Raw genomic sequence first — 22,121 nt, forward strand, 5'->3', positions numbered from 1 at the left:
GCTGAAAGGTGTGAACTAATGAAAAGAATATTTATTACTTTATTAATTTTAACTGCCTTAACCCTTAATCTACTTTTTCCACACGCCACTTTCGCACAAGCAGAAGCTGATGTTAAAGAAACAAACCATATGAAAGTAGACGGTCATCACCAAGGACATCACATTAAGGCTAATTTTATCCCTGATAAAATTCTTAATCCTGACGATAGTCTATATGAAGCACCAGAAAAAATTGAAAAGTACGTTGGTATATATCAAGCACAAGCAACAGTTCCTAAATTGAATCTTAACTTAGATATCATTGTCTCAATCGAAGAAAGTGGCTTATTTAATATGGCCTACTATTTTACACAACGAGAAAAAGGAGAAAGTATACGTTTCTACGTAGATGAGAATGAAACAATTGAATCTATACCCGCTCCATATCAAGACCTCGTTATCTTGACAGGAGGTCTCAAAGAGTTTGAAGGTGGCTTAGGCTCAGGCTTAATTCGTAAAACGGTGTCACCGGTAGTACTATTAAATAATCAAGGCAAACCCGAAAGCTTATATCCTTATCAATCAATGGCATATGATCTGCGAGAAAATTATCAAAATGCTAGGGTTTATCAAGACCTTGGTCTTTATATAGTAAATGATGAAATTGTGATCGATGTAAACCATTTGATTGGTCTAGATGATGAACAAGAAAATAGAATCGCATTAAAAGCTACAAGTTTTAAAAATGAAGATGCTTTCCTAGTTGAAAAGAAAACATATGAAATTCTTCAAAAAGCTTTTGATCACTATCTTGATGATTATAATGATTTTAAGCTTCAATTTAAAAATAGTAATGACTTTGTTCAAGTCATTCAAGCAATGCATTTGAAGACCAACGCCAGTTTTCCTGCCGATACTAAATTTGAACTGATCGATCCTAGTCAAGTCAATAAAGATTCTGAAATTGCCCATACATTTGCTTTGCTCATTAATGACCAAATCTTATATTTTTATGATGGACACAAATTATTTGTTGCAAATGAAATTGAAAATAATAATAGATGCTATTCTGCGAATGAATGGCAAACGAATTAATAGTTGAAGTCACCGAAAATTAAATTCTAAAATTTTCCATCCAGCCAAACCCTATTAAATAATCAACAACTACAAATAATCCCTTGTTAGATTGAGCAAATCGATTGAAGATAAATACCATCTTTGCTAATGTTTAAATAAAGGAGATGGTATGAATGTTTTTAGTTATGCAACATATAAAACCTAAAGTAGGCAAAACAGAAAGCATCATCAATAAATTATCGAATCGTGAAATCATAAATGATCAACCAGGTTTCATTAATTTATCAATCAGTAGAGGCATTGAAGAGGATTTAATTGTGGTTTTAGGCTCATGGAAATCACAAGAAGATTGGAAAAATTGGGAAAATTCAGAAGATCGAAAAAAATTAGACGATCCAGATGACAGTGAAATTGAATCGATGGAGTCACATAAATTAGAAATTCTAAAGGACGAAAAAATGCCTAAAAAATAATCCAAGTTATCTTAAATAATTCGATAGGATTAGGAAACAAAAGAGCAAGCAGCATGTGTGCTGTTTGCTCTTTATTTAGTTAATTGATTATAAACTATCTATCAAATCTAACATCTCACTATTTTCAGGGATATCTTTCATGGAATGACCGTAGTGAATATATCTCAACTCACCCTTTTTATCTACCAACATTTGAGCTGGCATCCGTCCCATCTTAAAAAGATTTACTTCTTGACCATACAATTTTAATACCGAATGGTTTGGATCAGGTAGACCATAAAATTCTAAGTCATTTTCATGCCAGTAGTCTGCGAATTTTTTATCGTTTTCAGGACCAATGACGACAATAGCGGTGTCTCTTTTTTCAAACTGATTATAATCTTTATGCAACTGCATCATGTGCTTGCGGCAGAAAGGTCATATAAAGCCTCTGTTTAATACAAGCATTACATTTTTACTTCCTCTGAAAGCTGAAAGCTTAACTGTCTTTCCTTCGAAATCTTCTAATTCAAAGTCTGGTGCCTTTTTATTGACTTCAATACTTGCCATAAAATTCATCTCTTTCCTTTCACTGATTAAACAATATACTATTTAAAAATCACTATCTTTCAGCTTTATTAAATCAATAAAGTGGTTTAATGATTAATCTTAAAGGATTAACTTTTTATATCCACTTTAATAAAACACTTTAAATAGTTGATACATACAACTTACCACTCATTGCTTAGTCATTTTAAATATTTACAAAGCTTATTGTTATAATGTTTTTGTTTAAAAATAAGAGACATGAATTTAATTTCATGTCTCTTATTTTTAATTTATATCAACACTTTTGACCTACTCATTAGCTTCAGTAAGAACTTTTTGAACAGCTGGATCTTCCTTAAGATGTTCTACCATACGCTTAACGTTTGGATAGTCTTTATACGTTTTTTCTAAATTCTTAGTCCAAGTTGCAAAAATGAATGCTAATGGATCAAGCACAGTACGTTTATTTTGGTAGAGGTGATTAGAATCACCAATAATATCATCAAGATGTTTGAAGTTCGCATCAATACGAGCAGGTGCTGCCGCACGAGCCATTTCAATTACATCTATGTCTTCAGATGTTGTATAACGCTGTGGGTTAAAGAACGGCCAGAATGATGGATGAATATCTGCAGAAAGGAATAGAGATGTTTCATCAAACTCAAAAACATTTTCTAACCCTTCATTAGGTCCTAAATCTTTTTCTGGAACGGAATTAGCAATGTATTGTAAAATTGCTCCTGCTTGAGTCATCGGACGATCGGCTCCAATTTCAAGAGCAGGAACCATTCCTAAAGGATTAATTTTACGATACTCAGGATCATTGTAATCCACACGAATGGTTTCATACTCAAGACCAGACCATTCTAAAGCGATCCAGCAAGCCAAGGAACAAGTACCAGGTGCATAGTATAATTTCAACATTTTATCAAACCTTTCTTTTTTTTATTGATTATATTATAGCATTAAAAAGTGTCATAGGAAATAATTGAGTGAATTCGATAGCATGCTTTTAAAATAAGAGTAAGCTAGTAACTAACTAATTTTAAACAGCAGCTGTAACTCCTCCATCAATGACAAACTCAGATCCAGTTGAATATCTTGCTTCATCGGAAGCTAAGAATACAACTAAATTAGAAACTTCTTTAGGCTGAGCCACTCGGCGCATAGGAATAGTTTCTTTAAATTTATCAACCGCTTCCTTAACACCCGGTTGTTCTAACATTGGTGTGTGTACTACACCAGGATGGACAGAATTAACGGTTATATTATATGGAGATAACTCTCTCGCTGCTGATTTCGTCATTCCTCTAACCGCAAACTTAGTGTCTGTATATCCGATCGCCCCACCTACTAAACCATTCATAGAAGAAATGTTAATTATAGAACCATACTTTTGTTGCTTCATAATAGGTGTTACGGCTTTAATACCTAAAAAGACGGAAACTTGGTTGATATTCACAATTTTCATGTAATCATCTAATGAAACATCTTCAATTTTCATATTATAAGTGATACCTGCATTATTAACGAGCGAGTCTATCCTGCCCCATTTATCCATTGTCGCATCAATTACCTTTTTCCAGTCACTTTCCTTGGTCACATCTTGTTTAACAAATAGAACATTTTGACCAAGTTCTTTAGCAACTTCATTCCCTTTTTCTTCATTAATATCAGTAATGACAACCTTAGCTCCTTCAGCTAAAGCGACCTCTGCATGCACTTTCCCCATCCCTTGAGCGCCGCCAGTAATAATTAAAACTTTACCTTCTAATCTTTCCATTTTGTTTCCTCCTAATATAATTTAATACTTCCTCCATCGACCATAAATGTTTGACCTGTGATGTAACGTGATTCATCACTTGCTAGAAAAACTGCGACTGGTGCGATATCTTTGTCAATATCACCAAATTTTTGGAGTGGAATACCTTGAACGACTTTTTCATAATATTCAGGGTTTTCAGCACGCCAAGCATCGACACCTTCAGAATAGGCTATAGGTGAAATGACATTCACATTGATACCATCTTTACCAAACTCATTCGCCATCACACGCGAAATCCCACGAATCGCTTCTTTGGCTGCTACATAAGCCCCTTGATGGTTATCACCCTTAATGGCTGCTCCTGAACCAAAATTAATGATATTTCCTTTAGTCTTTTTAAGATATGGAATAGCTAGTTGGCTCAAGAAAAAGGTAGCATAAAAACCAGACTCCATTGATAGAGCTAAATCTTCTTCTGTAATATCTAAGAAGCTCTTCATCCTTGAAGCATGAGCATTATTGACCAACACATCGATTTGATGATAGCGGTCAACAACCCCTTGAATGCACGTTTCTAAGGCTGATTTTTTAGTCAAATCAGTCTTGATAAAGAAGGTATTATATCCCTCCTCATTTAGAGAACGGCTTAAAGCCTCGCCTTTTTCTTGATTAAGATCGACGATTGCTACTTTTGCCCCTTCTCTAGCATAGGCGCGGACAATGGCTGAACCAATTCCACCAGCCCCGCCTGTTACTATTGCCACTTTATCTTTTAAGCGCTCCATTCTATTTCCCCCTTATAATTTATTTTTGAATCTGTAACATCTGCATATTTTAATCATACGCCACTTTAAGAAAATTGGCTAATAAAGCGACTCGTAAAAACGTCCTTAGGGTTGCTATAAATACATTTGTTAAAATTTTAAACAGTTAGGATAAAAATAATTTTAATCCTTTATATTTAAATTCCGTATAGGGCGGGTCATTCAGTTGAAGCATATCTTCTTGAAGCATTTCCTGTAATAAAGTGTTGATATATAAGTCACCGATCTCTGTAAGTTCTATAAAAGCTTGCAATTCTTTTTTAAAAGCATCTTGATAGCTATTCGGATCTTTTAAATAACTAATTACAAAATCTTTTTCTTCACGACTATATTCCATTTAACCCCCTCCTTCTCTATTAAAAGCATCCTCTTATCCATATTCGGTGGCAAACCAGACGGCTTAAAAAAACCTCCTGCTGATACAGGAAGTTTAAATAAGTCGCCCACTTAATCTTCATAAGATTTAAAGGGATCGTTTGAATTAGGTAATCGGTCTGGTGTAATGGTTAAGCCCATTTCTCTTTGTTCATGATTCAATTCTTTGATGAGGGATAAAATAACTAAAATAAGAATGAAAACAAAGGGTAAGGAAACGATTATTAAGACATTTTGAATAGCTAGTAAACCGCCAGACAATAGTAAGACAACCGCAATAATTGAAAGTGTAAATCCCCAAGTAATCTTAGTTCTATTATTAGGCTTGATATTACCTTCTTCCGACAACATGGCCAAAACAAAAGTCGCTGAGTCCGCTGACGTAATAAAAAATGAGACAACAAGAATAATCGCCACTAAAGAAAGAAGGCCGCTTAAAGGATAATAGTTAAAGGTTGCAAATAGCAACTGTTCGGGTTCAAAAGCTGTTAAGTCGGCTATATTCATTTGAACATTGGCTGCTAAAGTTCCAAAAGTAGAGAACCAAATAAAACTTAATAGCGTAGGAAGTAGAAGTACCACCGTTAAAAACTCACGTATGGTGCGTCCGCGCGAAATACGGGCTATAAAAATCCCCACGAAGGGCGACCATGAAGTCCACCATGCCCAATAAAACAAAGTCCAAGTATTAATCCACTCCCTCTTATCCCTATCAAAAGCGGCTGATCGAAAACTCATTTCAATAAAATTTTGTAAATAATTACCCAATGATTCTGTAAATGTGTTTAAAACACCGACAGTCGGGCCTACAATAGCGACAATGGCTAATAGACAGCCCGCTAAAAGCAGGTTTAAATTGGAAAGAATTTTAACCCCTTTTCCTAAACCTGAAATAGCAGAAAGTATAAATAAGATCGTTGTGATAATTATAATAATAATTTGGACACTATTAGAAATAGAGATATTAAACAAATAATTTAACCCACCATTAATTTGGGCTGCGCCAAAACCAATAGTAGTTGCGACCCCAATAACAGTGGCAACAATCGTTATTGTATCCACTACTGTTCCGATCCAGCCCGTTGCTTTATTTCCTAGTAAAGGTTTTAAAGTATGAGATAATAGGTAGTTTTCTTGCTTACGAAAACCAAAGTAAGCTAGGGCAAGTGCTACCACACCATAGATCGCCCAACCATGTATCCCCCAATGGAAAAAAGTAAAGCGAAAGGCATCCGCTAACGCTTCTTGACTTCCTGCTGGAGCAATCGGAGTCGAAATAGCAAAGTGTGACAAAGGTTCTGCCGCTCCGTAAAAAACAAGCCCAATTCCCATTCCAGCGGAAAACATCATAGCTACCCAAGAAGTGGTCGAATATTCAGGTTTTGAGTCGGGTTCTCCTAAGCGAATCTGGCCTAAGGGACTAAGTATGAAATAAATACAAACTAATAATATTAGTGGAATGAGTAGAAGATAAAGCCAACCAAAATTGTTTGCCACCTGATCTTTTAAAATTTGTGTTCCAACACTTAATTCATTAGGAATAAAAATACCTAAAATAACTAATAAAAATGACGTTATAAGCGATGCATGATATACTGAAATTTCTTTTAACTTTTTCAAATCATTCCTCCTAAATTTATTTTAAAACAGGGCTTTTATACTATCAAAATTGACTTTGTTTGTAAAATTTACCCATTTTTCATCTTAAGACTTGTTGTTTTTGACAAGATTTTATATAGTTAATATTTATAAGTATTCAATAGAAAGGATGCCCTTATGACCAAAAAAATTATTGGTAAAATTACTAGTGCTTATTTTATCTTCACCATACTGACCACACTTTTTGTCCATTTAGGTTTAGAAATTAAAAAAAATGAATTGGTAACTTTCGATACTCCCATTCAAAGCTGGGTACGCGACCTTCAAAATCCCTTGATGGACAAAATCATGCTCTTTATTACCCACTCTTCAAGTGCCATACCAGTCTTAATTTTTTTCGCCATCATCCTTTTAATGCTTTTTAAAAAAAGAGCCTTTAATAAAATGCACTTCCTATTGATAGCTATTCCGGGAACTTTGGTTATTAATACAATTCTAAAGTTGATTTTCCAAAGAGACCGACCAGATTTGCTCAATCTTTTAATCGAAGAAAACTTTTATTCTTTCCCATCTGGTCATGCTATGATTAGTTCTACCGCTATCTTTGCCATAATGGTCTTATGTTGGCGTAGCAAGCACTTTTATAAAATTTTAACTTTAGGTTTAATTTATACTTTTCTAGTTGGTTATTCCCGCGTTTATCTAGGAGTACATTTCCCTTCGGATATTATAGGCGGCTGGATGATTAGTTTCGCTTGGGTGGTCTTAGCTCAAAAATTAATTTTAAACAAGAATGTGATTGAATAAAAAAGCCAGCTCAATTGTACTGACCCTTAAACCCGAACAAGGTTTTAGGGGGTCGGTACATTGAGCAGGACTTTTTTTTTAATTAGCTTAAAATCTTAAAGATAAACACGTTAAGCTACCGTCAATTTTCTTAAATTCATCAGTATTTACTACTTTTACAGGATAACCTAAACTTTCAATATGTGCTTGTGTTTTAGGGTGACCTTCAGGAACCAGCACCGTCCCATTGATATAAAGACTGTTGATGGCATAGAGTTCTTCCGCTTCAACCACATATCGCTTATATTTTTGGAAATCCTCGACCTTATTCATCACCGGACTAACTAACATATTGTTATTTTCTAAATAAATAACAAAGTCTTTTAAGTGCAGTCCTTCTGTGACCGACACCGTTGAAGAAGTATAGCCAAACTGGCGCACAATTTGGTCAAATTGTTTAGCCCCTTCTTGATTAGTTCGATCGGATAAGCCCACATAAAAATGCTTATCTACTAGCATCACATCTCCACCCTCCATAGTTCCGGGTGCCTCAATGTAAAAGATTTGATCTTCTTTATAGAAATCCTTAAGTACTTTTTTCATTTCATATTTTTCTCCATTACGCGATTCTTTGGGTGAATTAGTCACAATCGCAAACTCTGCCATAACCACAGCTGGATCTTCAACAAAACAAGAATCAGGGTATTCTTCTAAAGGCTCTAAAGCAGTGACTTTTACTCCTAATTCTTCCAATGCTTTGACATAGTTAGCGTGTTGCACCAAGGCATCTTCATAAACTGGTTGCTCTTTAGAGAACATTCCAGTCGTAATACCTTCTAACATTGATTGACTAGGTGTTCTAACGATGGCGTGCGAAAATTTTAACATGTAATTCCTCCTGTTTTTTTAGTTATTGATGTGTTGGCACTATTGTATTTATTCAAGGACTTGTATTTATTTTATTTGTTCAATTAATTTATTATCAATACTTAACAAATCAATTAGGACAATGTCTTCATGTTTGATTTCGTATAACTGATTTTCAGTCAAATCATCGATTGTTGAAGAAGAAAGAACAAATGATTCCTTGGTTTTTTCTATAATCCTACCTTGAAGTATAAAATCATTCTCGGTAGTTATAATAGATACTTGTTTATTCACTAAGATAGGCTCATTGATTGGGTCTTTTCCTTGAAATTGTTGTTCATAATCTTTGGTCAGTGAATATGGGTCGTAAAGATTAATTGATTTATTATAATCAATTATTTTTTTAAAATTTTTAAGATAGCAAGTTGAAGAAACGATATTGGATATAAATGCATTTTTTCTATATTGAAAACTCTCAATCATTCCATATTCATTAATTGAAATTAGAGTTGAGAAGTCGTCTTCAATTGCAATTAAGTATCCAAGTGAAAAATATTCTTCATTTTTGTTACTAAATTCAGAATAAATTTCTACTAATTGATTTGTTTTTAAAGTTAATTCTAATTCATTCATATAAATCAGCTCCTTAATTAGATTGCTAAATTCTCATGAAATTCACTCCCTTTTTTTAGTGTTTATAGGTGGGGTTAGTGAATGTCCGTTTGTAATCTTTCTATTATTTAGGCTTTTTAGTAAAACTTTGTAACCTATTGTCCTCCTATAAAATGAAAAAGTTCCAGCATAGGCTTTGGTTCTAGTAGGATACACTATTCCTCCAAAAACAAAGTGATGGTTTTCTAACAATGCATTATAATTCATAGCTTATCTCTTCAAATAAATCAGCTTGTTCCACTCCTGCTTTTGTCTTTTCATGCTCCTTTCTTTCAATAGATAATCTTTCAACTTTTTTCTCTAGACTCTTCCATTAATAAGTTGAACTGTCTTACACTTTCCTCTCGGAATATAGGAAGGGCAGAATGATTATCGATATATTTTACATTTCCACTGAAACTTTGCTTTAATCGAAAGGCTTCTCCTAAACGTTCACTATAGTCGAAAATGCTAATAGGTGTGTGTCTAATCGCATGCTTGATAGATAGTCTCCCAATTTTTATTTGTTCAATTTAAAGCTTTATTAAGCATCGGTATATTTAATTGGTTAAAAAGTTAGTGTCTTAAAACTATCCACCTGCAAGATGTTTGTATTTTCTTTTAATCGTTTAAGTATTGATTTATTGCCGATACCATTTAGCTCTTTGAACGATAAAATCAGCTTTGCAATCGCTCGATTCATTTTTTCCAATATTTTCACTCCAATTGATTTGTCTCATTAATTTTATCAAAAAAACGCTTTAAAGTCTTAGCTATTCATAGTTAATATTTAGAGAATCTAACTTCGGAATGACCGATATAAAAGACGCTCCTGCTGCTTAAACTCTATTTTTTTGACTTACAAGCTATGAGGAGTAAAACGAAGCCATAGATAGACAACCGTCTATATAGGAGAATGTAAATGAATTGAAAAGAACTTAGTTTATTACTAAAAGCAATCGCCGATCCTAATCGTCTCAAGATCTTAGAACTTATTTCATGTCAGGGAAAGAGAGCTAGTGAACAAACCACGACCTATTGCTGGCATTGAGAATTTAAAAGTAGCTAATTTCAGTCCTGAAATTTCCCCTTCAAAGGTAAATTGATTAGGATTAGAAACGAAGCCTCCTAACTGTTGGCTCCATTAAACATTACGCCTAAAAAAGAGTGCCCTTCACTGATTAAAATTACCCTTTAACCGGTTAAGATTCCATTGTTTTTAATAACTCATAATTGCTTGACTTCCTCATCCGTTAAAGTAACTCCTTTGCCCATCTTATCATGATCAGGTAAACAATCTCCAAGGCCCTATTTAGCAGGACACTTATTCCATGAAAGAAGATTGAATTCTTTAGACCATCCTTTATTAGCGGAAAGACTCCCAATGGTTTCAATATTTTTGTAAGTAATAGCTGCCCTTTTAAAGTAGTCTTATTTTTAAACGAATAGCCACCCTCTGTTTCTATCCATCTTATAGTCTTCATTACCGTCATTATTATCACTAATCCTTCCAGTTTAATTTACCATAAGCCTCGATGACTAAAAACTATTATAATCAAAAGCACTTATCTCTAAGAGACAAGTGCTTGATCGTATTACGGATATTCTTTTGCTTTTAAATTTCTTTCTAAATGGGTTTCTTTCACAAGAATTATTCATCTATAGTGAGTAGTGAAACCTGAGCTAAAATTTCTTTCTAAGTACTGCTTGCCATAATCCGTCATATATAACAAAAAAATTATGCAAAGATTGGCTTTTAATGATTATTTCCATTTTAGCAGTAACATTTAGCTTTTTAGTAGAGACGTAACCATTCTTGTAATATAGATAAACTCTTAAAGAATTGGGTTGCCTTCTCCTCCCTCCACCATTGGTTAATTGGCACTAAAAATTAAATCAATTCCGTTTGCTTAAAAGCTTTTATTTCTTGGACCATCATGGCTAAAGCAATAAGAATTACAATCAAATCAACTAGTGCTTCTGCCCACCAAACAGCCCCACTTCCAAACATTCCAGGTAAGATAAGCAAAGCTGGTACGAATAAAATAAGTTGTCTTAACAGAACAATAATCCCAGCTTTTTTACCATTGCCAATCGATTGGAAAAATGTGATTGCCATATTCATAGCTGCATAAAGTATATATACTGAGAAAAACAGTCTAAAATGCCCCACTCCACGTTGGATAATTTCTTCGCTCACATTAAATAAACCAAATATTCTTGCAGGGAAAAATTGTGCCGGTAGGTAGAACACTAAAGATAATATAGTACCTGATAGGATAAAAATCTTCATCGTTTCTTTAACTCTTGCATACTGCTTCGCTCCAAAATTAGCCCCTATAATAGGTTGAAGGGCTTGACTCATACCCCAAAGTGGAATAAATGAGAAGCCATAAAACCTCAAGGTCGCAGCCATTAGTGTTGCCCACTCATCACTTCCATATTGAAAGGCTTGTCGATATAACAAGCTTTGTTGAACCATAAATAAAATCTGCATGAGCATAGCTGAAATACCTACCCCCACCATTTCTTTAGAAAGTTCATTAGCCTTTTTGATTTTTCCTATCTTTACAACATCACTCTTATAACGGAAATAATACAAGGTAAACCCTGCTTGAACGGATTGAGCCAAGATTGTAGCTAAGGCTGCTCCTTCTATTCCATATTCTCCCATCGCAATCATGAAAATAGGGTCAAGAATTATATTGAGAATCGCTCCTAGCCCCATTATCAGCATAGCCTTTTTTACTTGGCCTTCGCCTCGCATGACCATATTAGATGATTGAACATAATTGATAAAAAATGACCCTGCGAAAATAATTCTCACGTATCGAAGACCTAGCTCTTTGATTGCTCCACTTGCTCCTAATAAATCTAAAAAATAAGGAGATAAAAAGATTCCAAATACTGTAATCAAAAGTGATAATACAATTACCCAATAAACTAAGTTCCCCATTATCTTATCGATTTTCTCCTGATCACCTTCTCCTAAGGCTCTTGATAAAATAGAAGCACTCCCTATTCCAATCAATGTCGATACGCCATTATTTACAAAAGTAATCGGCGCAGAAACAGAGCAAGCCGTCATGGCAGCTTCTCCTAAAATATTTCCAGCAAAAATTCCATCCATCAAAGGAAACAGTCCGATAACGAGCATACCGAGTACAGCTGGAACAGCCTGATGAAACATAAGTCGAACAAGATTATCCGTTAAAAGTCTTTCTTTCATTGTTTTTTCCATTTTGTTTTCTCCCTTCTTTGAAAAGTGCTACAAACATTTTTTCTATAATTTCTTTATTTTTTTTAAAATTATCTCTAGCTTCTAAAATATCTGCCCCTAAAATCATTGAATTAATAAAATCTGTCACAAAATCATAGAGTGCATCATTCAATAAAAATTCTGGAACATTCCTTTGAAGCTGACTAAATTCTTCCCTACTTTGTGCTTTTAACTGGTTAAAGATACTATTGAGCTTTTTGCTTCTCTTTTTTTCAATTAAAAATTGGACATAAATTTCCATATATAAATTATCATCCAGTATTTTTTCGACAAGTTGTTTTGCTATAAACTCTATTTCATACCCTTGCTTGAACTCACTTAAGTTGGATTTGATTACTTCATTTCTATAATGTATCCCATCAACCATTAGGTCATGAAGAATATCAATGGTGCTTTTATAATAATGATAGAAGCCTCCTTTAGACATGGTCGTTTCGTTAATAATATCTTCCATCGTAGTATTAGCGAACCCTTTACTAACAAATACTTTTCTGGCTGCTTCTTTAATTTCATTTTTTCTTTCTTCTGGCTTTAATCGCCTAGCCGAGCACATGCAACCCCCCCTTTTTTATATACCGACGGTATCGTCGATAATAGTTTATTATTCTTACTTTAGAGAGTCAAGAGTTTTTATAAAAAAGAATGCTCTAAATTTTACCCCCGTGCAAATCTCGTTCCATACAACGAAGTAAGAAAATATTAAATAGTTTACGTCTAAATTTTTTAACGGCTTCTGAGACACTTATTAGTCGTGTCCCTTAGAGTGCGTCCTTTAATTCATTCATTGAAACAATATGGGTTGTTAAAATAGGTTGAAATACAGCTTCCTTCGTTTTTAATCGGTAGGATTATAACGCTTGAGTAAGTTTGAGACGTTTCACTTTTTTAAGCTCCTAATTGAATTGCGAATTAGGGGCTTTAGATAATACAAAAACTCATTAAACCTTTCTTCTTGACAAACTAAAAAAAATTAATATAATAATGTGTGTAAACGGTTACACGTGGAGGTGTGAAGTTTTTGGTAACAATTCGTGATGTGGCAAATGAAGCAGGCGTTTCAGTCGCAACTGTTTCGCGCCTGATGAATAACAGTGGTTATGTGAGCGAACAATCCAAACACAAGATTCTTTCGGCGATTAAAAAATTAGATTATATCCCTAATGAAATTGCTAGATCTTTAAATAAACAGTCGATGAAAATTCTTGGTTTATTGGTTCCGGATATTACTAACCCTTATTTTCCTTCTTTAATCAAGGGAGTCGAACAATGTGCCTTGCAACACGGCTATATGCTTTTATTAGGCAATACCGAAGGCCAAGAAACGATTGGTGAGAACTATCTTAATTTTTTTAAACAATATAAAGTCGCTGGATTAATCAAAATTGATGGGACTCATCTAGACACACCTGAGGACGTTCCAACCGTCTCATTAGACCGGATGAATGATCAAGACCAGTTTGCAGTAATCTCTGATGATTTTTATGGCGGAGAACTCATTGGACAAACTATTCTTGAAACTAATCATGGCTCTATTTTGATTATGACGGGTCCAATGGATATTCAAGTGTCTAAAATGCGTTTGCAAGGAATACAGTCTGTATTTGATCAATATAAAATCGACTATCAGATATATTCTACTCCGTCCTTCCAGACAGAATTTGCAGATCAAGTTGCCAAGGAGATTATTCGTGACTATCCCAATATTGATACGGTGATTGCTCCTAATGATATCTATGCTTTAGCCCTTATCCAAGCTTGGAATCAATTAGGTTCTATTATCCCAGAAGATGTCCAAATCATTGGGTATGATGGAATTGTCTTTGGAGCCTATGCCCATCCGAGTTTAACTACCATTGAACAACCGGCTTATAAAATAGGTTTTCAGGGAACAGAATTGTTACTAGCCATTATTAACCAACAAATAGATCCTGAAATGTCTAAAATCATCCAAGTCAAACCGCGATTATTAAAAAGAAATTCTTTAAGGGAGGTAAAATAATGGTAAAAATTGCAGTCATTGGAAGTATATCTACTGATTTTGTGGTGACTTCTAAACGAAGACCCCAAGCTGGAGAGACTATTTTTGGGGAATACTTTGAAACTTATTTTGGTGGCAAAGGAGCTAATCAAGCCGTTGCAACCAGCCGACTGGGTGCAGAAACTTATATGTTAGGAGCAGTGGGAGCTGATAGATTCGGTGAAAGTTTAATAGCCAATTTGCAAAATAATCGGATTGAAGTTTCACACATTAAAACAAAGAAGCAGCTTCCTTCAGGTTCTGCCATTATTAATGTTGTTGAAGGCGAAAATACGATCATTTATGTAGCGGGAGCTAATGATGCTTATTCAAGCGAACAAGTTCTAAAAGAGCAAGCATTTCTCACTACCTGTGATTTAATTCTAATCCAAAATGAAAGTCCCATCGAAACGGTTGAAACCCTTATACAACAAATGGCTGATGCCTCTTGTCAAATAATATATAACCCTGCGCCCGCTCGCTCATTTAATCCACAATTGATGGCAGCTATCGATTACATCACACCTAATGAACATGAATTTCGCTTAATGTTCCCAGATCAAGAAATGGCAGAAGTTCTGGCTCAATATCCGAACAAAATGATTGTAACCTTAGGAGCTCAAGGGGCCGTCTTTCATAATGGACATGAACTTATTGAAGTCCCTTCCTATAAAGTTGATCAAATTGTAGATACTACTGGGGCTGGTGATACATTCAATGGTGCGCTCGCCTTTGCTATTGGCAACCAGTTCGAACTCGAAGAAGCAATTCGTTTTGCCAACTTAGCCGCCGCGCTATCAATCGGAAAAGAAGGGGCTCAAAAAGGAATGCCTACTATCAAACAAATGAAGGAGAGTGTATATTTTGAAAAAACATGGGATATTAAATAGTCATATCTCCAAAGTTTTATCCGATATGGGCCATACTGATCAACTAACAATTGCAGATTGTGGTCTTCCTATCACAACGCATGTAGAAAAAATTGATTTAGCTATTCGCTTAGGTGAGCCTGATTTTATCAGTGTTTTAAAAACAGTAATGAGTGATATGAAAATTGAACGGATTATTCTCGCCGAAGAAATCAAACAATATAATCCGAATTTGCTAGCTGAAATCCAGCAATTAGTAAATCCACTTATTGAGATTCAATTTATAGATCATGACTCATTCAAGAAGCAGACCCATAAAAGCAAAGCGATCATAAGAACAGGTGAGGCGACTCCTTATGCAAATATTATTTTGCAATCAGGCGTCATTTTCTAGGGGGGAGTATTATGGAAATTCAAATGACTAATATCCATAAACAGTTTGCAGCCAACCAAGTCTTAAGAGGAGTAAACTTCGACTTAAGAAGTGGAGAAGTCCATTCACTAATGGGTGAAAATGGAGCTGGAAAATCAACTTTAATGAACATTTTAACCGGTCTATTATCAGCTGACCAAGGAAAGATTACCATTAATGGAAAAGAATCATTGTTTGATAATCCCAAAGATGCTGAAAATAATGGCGTTAGCTTTATTCATCAAGAATTGATAACTTGGCCAAAGATGACCGTCTTAGAAAACATGTTTATGGGGAAAGAGCTTACCAAATATGGCCTTTTCTGTGACCAAGCTACCATGAAATTAAAAGCTAAAACTATTTTGCAAGAATTAGGTATTCAGATTGATCTTGATGCCTTGATGGGAACACTCAGTATCGGTCAACAACAACTAATTGAAATTGCCAAAACACTGATGAACGATGCTTCTGTTATTATCATGGATGAACCGACAGCTGCTTTGTCAGACCATGAAATTGATACACTCTTTTCTATAATCCAAAAACTTAAGCAACAAGGAGTCGCAATTGTATACATCTCGCACCGCTTGAAGGAAATATTTCAAATAAGCGACCGTATCACTGTCATGCGCGATGGCATTTCGATTATGACTAAAGATGTTACCAACACGGATGAGAAAGAAATTGTTCGTGCAATGGTGGGTCGAGACATTGGGGATTACTATCCGAGTAAACGTTCAGAAGTTGGCCGTACACTTTTAGAAGTTAACAAGCTAACGGTGAGTGAAAAATTTGAGGATATCTCTTTCACTTTGAAACAAGGGGAAATACTCGGTGTGTCTGGACTGATGGGAGCAGGACGTACAGAAATTATGTCGGCTATCTTCGGCTTGCTTCCGATTGAGCGCGGAACTATTAAAATTAATAATCAGCCTGTGCTTCTCTCTTCACCACTTCATGCTATTAAACAAGGAATTGGTTACTTAACTGAAAACCGTAAAGAGGAAGGCCTTATTTTAGACTTTTCGATTAAAGAAAATATTGGAATCACTGCTTTTAAAGAATTTTCTAAAAACGGTTTAATTCACACCAAGGAAGAAGAAGATTTTGTGCAGTTACTCATCGAACGTTTGGCTATAAAGACAATGGATATGCATCTACCAGTGACTTCCCTATCTGGTGGGAATCAGCAAAAAGTGGTCTTAGCCAAATGGATTGCTGCTGGAACTCAAATTTTAATTTTGGATGAACCTACTCGTGGAGTGGATATCGGTGCTAAACGAGAAATATACTTGTTGATGCGTGAATTAACCGATCGAGGTGTTGGTATCATAATGGTATCAAGTGATTTACCTGAAATAATTGGAGTCAGTGACCGTGTACTTGTTATTCATGAAGGAAAACTGAATGGCTGTCTGTCCCATGAAGAATTATCGGAAGAACGCATCATGACTTTAGCTACAGGAGGAAAATAATGGATAAAGTTGAAAAGAAATCATCGAAAAAGCAATTTGATTTAAGAAGATTAGGTCCAGTATTGGCCTTAATTGTTTTGTTTGTTCTCGTTACCCTCTTAAATCCAAATTTTATTAAAATAAATAATTTACTTAATTTGCTTAGACAAGTCTCAATTAATGCCTTTATAGCATTCGGTATGACCTTTGTCATTATCACTGGGGGGATTGACTTGTCGGTCGGCTCTGTCTTAGCTTTGTCAAGCGCGATAGTCGCATACTTAATGATGTATGGTATGAGCCCTATACTTGCTGTTTTAATTGGGGTCTTACTTGGGGGACTTTTAGGAGCAATTAATGGATTAATTATAACTAAGGGGAAGGTTGTTCCATTTATTGCTACCCTTTCAACTATGACTATCTATCGCGGATTAACTTTGGTACTAACGGGAGGAAATCCTCTCACTAAATTTGAAGGGGGGCAATTTTTTGAATCCATTGGAAGGGGGTATTTATGGAAAATTCCAGTGCCGGTTCTTCTAATGTTGGTTGTTTTTGGCATTCTCTACATGCTTTTGCATCGCACAACATTTGGACGGAAAACTTTTTCCGTTGGAGGAAATGAAAAAGCGGCTTATATTGCTGGAATTAATAGTCATCGAGTTAAACTTATTGTCTACACTATCTCCGGGGCTTTGGCTGCCACTGCAGGTTTAATCTTAACTTCACGATTAAACTCAGCGCAACCAACTGCTGGAGTCGCTTATGAAATGGATGCCATCGCTGCTGTTGTCATTGGTGGTACAAGTATGGCTGGAGGTCATGGCCGCATCATTGGAACCTTAGTCGGCGCTTTAATCATTGGTACGTTGAATAATGGTTTAAACTTACTTGGAGTATCTAGTTTTTATCAACAAATTGTTCAAGGTATCGTTATATTAATCGCTGTTCTATTAGATCGAAAAGAAAAATAACTATATAAAAGGAGCATTCAAATGAAATCTATAAAAAAAATTACTATCGCCTTGTTCGCTATTTTACCACTTGTTCTATCAAGTTTAACTGCTAACCTACAGGTTAAGGCAGAAGAAGAATATACAATAGGTCTAGCAATTTCCACTACCAATAATCCCTTCTTCGTCGATTTACAAGAAGGTGTTGAAGAGGCTGCAAAAGAAATGGGAGCCACTGTTAAAATTGTTGACGCACAAGATGATGCAACAACACAGCTTAATGGACTGGATGACTTAATCACTCAAGGAGTAGATATTTTACTCATTAATCCCGTTGATTCCGATGCTATAGTCCCAGCTATTAAAAATGCTAATGAAGCAAAAATTCCTGTTATTACTATTGACAGAAACGCTGCAGAAGGTGAAGTTGTTTCATTAGTAGCCTCTAATAACTTAGATGGCGGTAAGATGGCTGCTGAATTCATTATTGAAAAGATTGGAAAAGGTGCGAAAGTTATTCAATTAGAAGGTGTTCCAGGCGCTTCTGCAACAAACGAAAGAGGGGAAGGTTTTGAAGAAGGAGCCAAAGATCAATTAGAGCTTATCGCTAGTCAATCTGCTAACTTTAACCGTTCAGAAGGATTAACTGTTATGGAAAATCTTCTTCAAGCACACCCTGATGTTCAAGCTGTCTTTGCTCAAAATGATGAAATGGCTTTAGGGGCTATTGAAGCTATTAAAGCTGCTGGTTTAGAAGAAGAAATTCTCGTGATAGGATTTGATGGCAATGACGATGGCTTGGAAGCGGTCAAAGAAGGTGAGTTGGCTGCAACGATCGCTCAACAACCTAAAGAAATGGGACATTTAGCGGTTGAAGCTGCCATCAATCATTTAAAAGGAGAAAAAGTTGAAGAATCCATTGCTTCTCCGTTAGAATTAGTAATTAAAGACACACTAGAAGAAAAATAATTCACTTTTCATTTAATAGTTTTAAGACCTCACGACACTTATTTAGTGCCCTGAGGTCTTCATTATTTTTTACCCACTTATATTAGTATCTGTAGCATAATCCCTAAAATCATTTTCCACTAACTCATAGTCAACACTGGATTGGCTACAACCAAGTTGGTCGACCCATGAGTCATCGTTAATCCGCAACTTTTTAAACCCTAGTAGCTCATATACATGTTGGGCCCTAGTATTTTGAAGATTAACATCTAAAATAATTTTTTGATAGCCTTGATTAAATAATTCTTTAATCAATAAACTCAGAATAATTCGACCCAGGCCTTTATTGCGATAAATTGCTTCACAAATCTTTATATGTATTTCTGTGACTTGATTCCCCAAGTTATCATAAAACATTTCACCAATTAATTGACCTTGATACTCAATGAGTAGGAGCCGACCTTTTTCATCGGTATAATTTTCAATCTTATCTTCGATTTCTTCGACTGATTTGCCTAATCCATTGGGAAAACCCAAATATTTCATTAGTTCCCCATCATTCCACCATTGACAGAGTTTGGCAGCATCTGCTATTTCTGCATCACGTATCCATAAATTTTTATACCTTACTTTCATAGAAATCCCCCATTTTAATACAGGGCTGCTTTATATTAAACAGGCATTACAATTGATATTCAGGTTTAACTAGGATAAGGCAAAGTAAATCTACCAGCTTTTTTAAGAGAAAGCGAATACTGGATTATTCCTTTTATCTTTTAAAACCTGACATACTTCTTAAAATTATGCCAGTCGTTGTCAAATTATGTAGGATTGATAGGGAACTTGGTGATAATAAATCAAAAACACCTAATAAAATGAGCCCACTATTAATCGCAATGGTTTGTTTAACATTTTTCTTTATTCTTTTATCTAATAAATGGCTAATTTCAGCCAATTCCATTAGACTTTCTAATTGATTATTTGATAAAACAAGATCACTTGTTTGTTTGCAAATATCAGCAGCATCATTCATAACTGCCCCTATGTCTGCAAGCGATAGTGCAGCAGAATCATTGAGCCCATCTCCAAGCATCATGACTTTTTTACCTGAACGTTTTTGTTCTTCAATGAACTGATATTTATCATTTGGTGACACTTCTGTTTGTAAATATTGAACGGATATATTATTCATAAGATTTTGAGTTCGCTCTTTGGTATCACCAGTAAGAAGCGCAACTTCTTTGCCCTTACTTTGTAACCATTGAATGACTTTGGCCGCTTGCGGACGAAGCGGGGTATCAATTAGAAAAAGACCAATTAATCTTCCGTTGTAACCAAGATAGAGTAGGTTGTATTGCTGTTCATAGTTATTAATAACGGCTTTTTGTTCTTCAGAAATAGCAATTTTTTTATCCGTCATTAAAAGATAACTACCAATGACTACTTCTTTTCCATCAATGGTTGATAAGATCCCGCGCGACGCAATATGATGGAGCTTTCCATGCATTTCATCATGGACAATAGCTTTTTCTTGGGCTTCGTTCACTACGGCTTTAGCCAATGGATGATGAATGTGTTCTTCTAAGCAAGCGCCCATTCGTAAAACATCTTCGGTTTCATAATCATCAAAAGAGACGGTTTTATAAACCTTAGGATCGGATACAGTTAAAGTCCCGGTTTTATCAAAGACAAACAGATCGATGTCATTATACTTTTCCACGACATCCATACTTTTAATTAATATTTCCTTCTCAACTGCTTCTTTAATTGCCGTTAAGTAAGAAATAGGAACCGAAAGCTTCAAAGCACAAGAGAAATCAACTAATAGAAACGATAGGGCTCTTCGCAAAGATCCAGTGAATAAATAGGTAAGAATGACACCTAAAAAATTGTACTTAACCAGATTGTCAGCTAGAGCAATATATTTAGTTTGTTGAGTGCCTTTTTGATTTTCTGATTGACGCATTAGAGACATCAATTCGTGGATACGGTAATTTAACGTGGTATTTGTAACGCGAATAGATAATTCTCCCGATTCGATCACTGTATTTGAAAAGACTTGATCTTCTTCTTGCTTAAGGATAGGGAAAAATTCTCCGGTAAGCGAACTTTCATTGACCATGGCTGAGCCAGCATCCACTACCCCGTCAAATAAAATTTCCTTTCCTTCAGACACGATTATAATGTCATTCAACTGAACTTCTTTAGCATTACGCTCAAGCTTATTCCCTTGACTGTCTAACAACCATACCGTTTTAGTAGGATCTTTCATACTGCTTTCCAAATCTGCAATTGACTTTTTATTGGTCCAGTCATTTAATTGATCACCCAATCCCATGATAAACATAATGGAACTAGCTGTTTTAGGCTGTCCAATCAATATGGCAGTTAAAATAGCAGCGCCATCTAAAACTTCCATATTTATATCCTGCGATACTAACGATTGAAGCGCTTTTTCTATATATTTAGTGGATAAATAAAGGGTATAGAGATACTGAATAGGTTGAGGTAGAAATAGACGTCTCAGCACAAACAGGCTCAGTTCCTTCGAAACAATCGCATAAGGCGTCTTTTCTTTGCGATAGGGTTCTTGTAAACATCTAATGATTTGATCTTCAGTCAAACTATTTAAAAATTTGAGGGCGTGTGCCATCGAGTAATCTTTATGAACAAAGACAGCCATTGTCCTTTCATCATGATAGAAAACTATTTTTTGAATAGCTGGTTGGAGTTGAGCCTCCTCCTTAATCATTTCTCTAACGGATAACGTTAGTAAAAAAGAACACTTAACTCTTACTCGACTTTTGTTTTGATGACAAATTTTAAACTTCATTAGCGCCTGCTATATCCTCAATGCTATCGGCTTGCTCTTGCTGTTTTTGGGCAAGATAAATTTCTTGAGCATCTGACAAAACGTCATCAGTATGTTGTTTAATTGTTGATACATTCGCATCAAGCTCATCTTTTAATTGGTAAGATTTTGCGATTACATGAGCATAAGTTTCTTTAGCTTTTTTACTCGTTAAAACTTTTAACCCTAGTGTTCCAAATAGAGCTCCTCCGAGGAATAAACCAGATGATTTGCTGATTTTTGTGGCCTTTTTTAAATTCTTTAACATTTTAAATCCTTCTTTCTATTTATATTTAAATAATTATAGCACTGATAAAAGTAAGTTTCAATTAATGGGTCCAAGGCTCAATTCTTATTGTTCTAGAGTTGTCAAACATATGTTACACAAGGTGCTTCTAAATGGGCATGCTTAT

General features: G+C 35.1%; 23 protein-coding genes and 1 pseudogene. 9 read left to right on the top strand and 15 right to left on the bottom strand.

Features of this window, described 5'->3' with window-relative positions; all coding sequences use genetic code 11:
* The first annotated feature begins 18 nt into the window (after positions 1-18).
* Both ACQV2R_RS00720 and ACQV2R_RS00725 read left to right on the top strand, forming a co-directional pair.
* Entirely contained in the window at positions 19-1,074 is a 1,056-nt protein-coding gene (locus tag ACQV2R_RS00720) for a hypothetical protein (RefSeq protein WP_428891678.1), read from the top strand.
* 155 nt (positions 1,075-1,229) lie between these two features.
* Entirely contained in the window at positions 1,230-1,529 is a 300-nt protein-coding gene (locus tag ACQV2R_RS00725) for an antibiotic biosynthesis monooxygenase family protein (protein ID WP_428874925.1), read from the top strand.
* 87 nt (positions 1,530-1,616) lie between these two features.
* Here ACQV2R_RS00725 and ACQV2R_RS00730 read toward each other — a convergent pair whose 3' ends face one another.
* From ACQV2R_RS00730 to ACQV2R_RS00755, 6 genes are all read right to left on the bottom strand, one after another.
* Positions 1,617-2,078 carry a peroxiredoxin family protein gene (locus tag ACQV2R_RS00730; protein ID WP_428874926.1) on the bottom strand — a complete coding sequence of 154 codons (462 nt, stop codon included), beginning with the start codon at positions 2,076-2,078 and terminating at the stop codon, positions 1,617-1,619.
* Positions 2,079-2,366: 288 nt separating this feature from the next.
* On the bottom strand, positions 2,367-2,981 hold the full coding sequence (locus ACQV2R_RS00735) for a glutathione S-transferase family protein (protein ID WP_428874066.1): 615 nt from the start codon (positions 2,979-2,981) through the stop codon (positions 2,367-2,369).
* A 121-nt stretch (positions 2,982-3,102) separates the two neighbouring features.
* Positions 3,103-3,840, bottom strand: coding sequence for an SDR family NAD(P)-dependent oxidoreductase (locus tag ACQV2R_RS00740; protein ID WP_428874065.1), 738 nt, complete (start codon positions 3,838-3,840; stop codon positions 3,103-3,105).
* A gap of 11 nt (positions 3,841-3,851) precedes the next feature.
* Positions 3,852-4,607 carry an SDR family NAD(P)-dependent oxidoreductase gene (locus ACQV2R_RS00745; RefSeq protein WP_428874064.1) on the bottom strand — a complete coding sequence of 252 codons (756 nt, stop codon included), beginning with the start codon at positions 4,605-4,607 and terminating at the stop codon, positions 3,852-3,854.
* 145 nt (positions 4,608-4,752) lie between these two features.
* Entirely contained in the window at positions 4,753-4,983 is a 231-nt protein-coding gene (locus ACQV2R_RS00750; RefSeq protein ID WP_428874063.1) for a hypothetical protein, read from the bottom strand.
* Positions 4,984-5,093: 110 nt separating this feature from the next.
* A complete protein-coding gene (locus tag ACQV2R_RS00755) occupies positions 5,094-6,641 on the bottom strand; it encodes a BCCT family transporter (protein ID WP_428874927.1) in 1,548 nt (515 codons plus the stop codon).
* Between the two features lie 156 nt (positions 6,642-6,797).
* On the opposite strand from ACQV2R_RS00755, the gene ACQV2R_RS00760 reads away from it, so the two are divergent.
* The gene (locus tag ACQV2R_RS00760; protein WP_428881644.1) at positions 6,798-7,427 is read left to right on the top strand and encodes a phosphatase PAP2 family protein; all 630 of its coding nucleotides are present in this window, start codon (positions 6,798-6,800) and stop codon (positions 7,425-7,427) included.
* A gap of 87 nt (positions 7,428-7,514) precedes the next feature.
* On the opposite strand, the gene ACQV2R_RS00765 is transcribed toward ACQV2R_RS00760, so the two are convergent.
* The 6 genes and pseudogenes from ACQV2R_RS00765 to ACQV2R_RS00790 all read right to left on the bottom strand — a co-directional run bounded on the left by ACQV2R_RS00765 (position 7,515) and on the right by ACQV2R_RS00790 (position 12,757).
* Positions 7,515-8,294 carry a dimethylarginine dimethylaminohydrolase family protein gene (locus ACQV2R_RS00765; RefSeq protein ID WP_428876349.1) on the bottom strand — a complete coding sequence of 260 codons (780 nt, stop codon included), beginning with the start codon at positions 8,292-8,294 and terminating at the stop codon, positions 7,515-7,517.
* A 66-nt stretch (positions 8,295-8,360) separates the two neighbouring features.
* Positions 8,361-8,906, bottom strand: a complete 546-nt coding sequence (locus tag ACQV2R_RS00770) for a hypothetical protein (RefSeq protein WP_428874059.1) — start codon at positions 8,904-8,906, stop codon at positions 8,361-8,363.
* A 586-nt stretch (positions 8,907-9,492) separates the two neighbouring features.
* Complete coding sequence (locus ACQV2R_RS00775) at positions 9,493-9,636, bottom strand: hypothetical protein (RefSeq protein ID WP_428891679.1); 144 nt, start codon at positions 9,634-9,636, stop codon at positions 9,493-9,495.
* Between the two features lie 515 nt (positions 9,637-10,151).
* A pseudogene (locus ACQV2R_RS00780) lies at positions 10,152-10,334 on the bottom strand (YdbC family protein).
* A gap of 481 nt (positions 10,335-10,815) precedes the next feature.
* Positions 10,816-12,165, bottom strand: a complete 1,350-nt coding sequence (locus ACQV2R_RS00785) for an MATE family efflux transporter (protein WP_428881641.1) — start codon at positions 12,163-12,165, stop codon at positions 10,816-10,818.
* Positions 12,128-12,757: a TetR/AcrR family transcriptional regulator gene (locus tag ACQV2R_RS00790; RefSeq protein WP_428874056.1), complete on the bottom strand. Its 630-nt coding sequence runs from the start codon at positions 12,755-12,757 to the stop codon at positions 12,128-12,130. The genes ACQV2R_RS00785 and ACQV2R_RS00790 overlap by 38 nt, the downstream gene beginning before the upstream one ends.
* Positions 12,758-13,222: 465 nt before the next feature.
* Here ACQV2R_RS00790 and ACQV2R_RS00795 point away from each other — a divergent pair, with 465 nt between their 5' ends.
* From ACQV2R_RS00795 to rbsB, 6 genes are read left to right on the top strand one after another with little or no spacing between them, the layout of a single operon-like run.
* Positions 13,223-14,203, top strand: coding sequence for a LacI family DNA-binding transcriptional regulator (locus tag ACQV2R_RS00795; RefSeq protein ID WP_428891680.1), 981 nt, complete (start codon positions 13,223-13,225; stop codon positions 14,201-14,203).
* Positions 14,203-15,111, top strand: coding sequence for a ribokinase (gene rbsK / locus ACQV2R_RS00800; RefSeq protein ID WP_428874932.1), 909 nt, complete (start codon positions 14,203-14,205; stop codon positions 15,109-15,111). Before ACQV2R_RS00795 ends, rbsK begins: the two co-directional genes overlap by 1 nt.
* A complete protein-coding gene (rbsD, locus tag ACQV2R_RS00805) occupies positions 15,086-15,484 on the top strand; it encodes a D-ribose pyranase (protein WP_428874053.1) in 399 nt (132 codons plus the stop codon). Before rbsK ends, rbsD begins: the two co-directional genes overlap by 26 nt.
* An 11-nt stretch (positions 15,485-15,495) precedes the next feature.
* Positions 15,496-16,977, top strand: coding sequence for a sugar ABC transporter ATP-binding protein (locus ACQV2R_RS00810; RefSeq protein ID WP_428874933.1), 1,482 nt, complete (start codon positions 15,496-15,498; stop codon positions 16,975-16,977).
* The gene (locus tag ACQV2R_RS00815) at positions 16,977-17,930 is read left to right on the top strand and encodes an ABC transporter permease (RefSeq protein ID WP_428874051.1); all 954 of its coding nucleotides are present in this window, start codon (positions 16,977-16,979) and stop codon (positions 17,928-17,930) included. Before ACQV2R_RS00810 ends, ACQV2R_RS00815 begins: the two co-directional genes overlap by 1 nt.
* A 21-nt stretch (positions 17,931-17,951) precedes the next feature.
* The gene (gene rbsB / locus ACQV2R_RS00820) at positions 17,952-18,878 is read left to right on the top strand and encodes a ribose ABC transporter substrate-binding protein RbsB (RefSeq protein ID WP_428874935.1); all 927 of its coding nucleotides are present in this window, start codon (positions 17,952-17,954) and stop codon (positions 18,876-18,878) included.
* A 69-nt stretch (positions 18,879-18,947) separates the two neighbouring features.
* On the opposite strand, the gene ACQV2R_RS00825 is transcribed toward rbsB, so the two are convergent.
* From ACQV2R_RS00825 to ACQV2R_RS00835, 3 genes are all read right to left on the bottom strand, one after another.
* Entirely contained in the window at positions 18,948-19,493 is a 546-nt protein-coding gene (locus ACQV2R_RS00825; protein ID WP_428874936.1) for a GNAT family N-acetyltransferase, read from the bottom strand.
* A gap of 133 nt (positions 19,494-19,626) precedes the next feature.
* Positions 19,627-21,690, bottom strand: coding sequence for a heavy metal translocating P-type ATPase (locus ACQV2R_RS00830; protein WP_428891681.1), 2,064 nt, complete (start codon positions 21,688-21,690; stop codon positions 19,627-19,629).
* Positions 21,680-21,976 (bottom strand): DUF6110 family protein, encoded by a 297-nt coding sequence (locus ACQV2R_RS00835; protein ID WP_428874047.1) that lies wholly within the window; start codon positions 21,974-21,976, stop codon positions 21,680-21,682. Before ACQV2R_RS00835 ends, ACQV2R_RS00830 begins: the two co-directional genes overlap by 11 nt.
* Between the last annotated feature and the right edge of the window lie 145 nt (positions 21,977-22,121).

Origin of the sequence: Facklamia sp. P12937 (assembly GCF_050409505.1) — a bacterium.
In the GTDB taxonomy this organism is placed as follows: Bacteria; Bacillota; Bacilli; order Lactobacillales; family Aerococcaceae; genus Facklamia.

Excerpts from the sequence above, each read along its gene's own strand:
- ACQV2R_RS00720 (WP_428891678.1), top strand. The coding sequence starts at position 19 with ATGAAAAGAATATTTATTACTTTATTAATTTTAACTGCCTTAACCCTT.
- ACQV2R_RS00725 (WP_428874925.1), top strand. The coding sequence starts at position 1,230 with ATGTTTTTAGTTATGCAACATATAAAACCTAAAGTAGGCAAAACAGAA.
- ACQV2R_RS00735 (WP_428874066.1), bottom strand. The coding sequence starts at position 2,981 with ATGTTGAAATTATACTATGCACCTGGTACTTGTTCCTTGGCTTGCTGG.
- ACQV2R_RS00740 (WP_428874065.1), bottom strand. The coding sequence starts at position 3,840 with ATGGAAAGATTAGAAGGTAAAGTTTTAATTATTACTGGCGGCGCTCAA.
- ACQV2R_RS00745 (WP_428874064.1), bottom strand. The coding sequence starts at position 4,607 with ATGGAGCGCTTAAAAGATAAAGTGGCAATAGTAACAGGCGGGGCTGGT.
- ACQV2R_RS00750 (WP_428874063.1), bottom strand. The coding sequence starts at position 4,983 with ATGGAATATAGTCGTGAAGAAAAAGATTTTGTAATTAGTTATTTAAAA.
- ACQV2R_RS00760 (WP_428881644.1), top strand. The coding sequence starts at position 6,798 with ATGACCAAAAAAATTATTGGTAAAATTACTAGTGCTTATTTTATCTTC.
- ACQV2R_RS00765 (WP_428876349.1), bottom strand. The coding sequence starts at position 8,294 with ATGTTAAAATTTTCGCACGCCATCGTTAGAACACCTAGTCAATCAATG.
- ACQV2R_RS00770 (WP_428874059.1), bottom strand. The coding sequence starts at position 8,906 with ATGAATGAATTAGAATTAACTTTAAAAACAAATCAATTAGTAGAAATT.
- ACQV2R_RS00785 (WP_428881641.1), bottom strand. The coding sequence starts at position 12,165 with ATGGAAAAAACAATGAAAGAAAGACTTTTAACGGATAATCTTGTTCGA.
- ACQV2R_RS00790 (WP_428874056.1), bottom strand. The coding sequence starts at position 12,757 with ATGTGCTCGGCTAGGCGATTAAAGCCAGAAGAAAGAAAAAATGAAATT.
- rbsK (WP_428874932.1), top strand. The coding sequence starts at position 14,203 with ATGGTAAAAATTGCAGTCATTGGAAGTATATCTACTGATTTTGTGGTG.
- ACQV2R_RS00810 (WP_428874933.1), top strand. The coding sequence starts at position 15,496 with ATGGAAATTCAAATGACTAATATCCATAAACAGTTTGCAGCCAACCAA.
- ACQV2R_RS00815 (WP_428874051.1), top strand. The coding sequence starts at position 16,977 with ATGGATAAAGTTGAAAAGAAATCATCGAAAAAGCAATTTGATTTAAGA.
- rbsB (WP_428874935.1), top strand. The coding sequence starts at position 17,952 with ATGAAATCTATAAAAAAAATTACTATCGCCTTGTTCGCTATTTTACCA.
- ACQV2R_RS00825 (WP_428874936.1), bottom strand. The coding sequence starts at position 19,493 with ATGAAAGTAAGGTATAAAAATTTATGGATACGTGATGCAGAAATAGCA.
- ACQV2R_RS00830 (WP_428891681.1), bottom strand. The coding sequence starts at position 21,690 with ATGAAGTTTAAAATTTGTCATCAAAACAAAAGTCGAGTAAGAGTTAAG.
- ACQV2R_RS00835 (WP_428874047.1), bottom strand. The coding sequence starts at position 21,976 with ATGTTAAAGAATTTAAAAAAGGCCACAAAAATCAGCAAATCATCTGGT.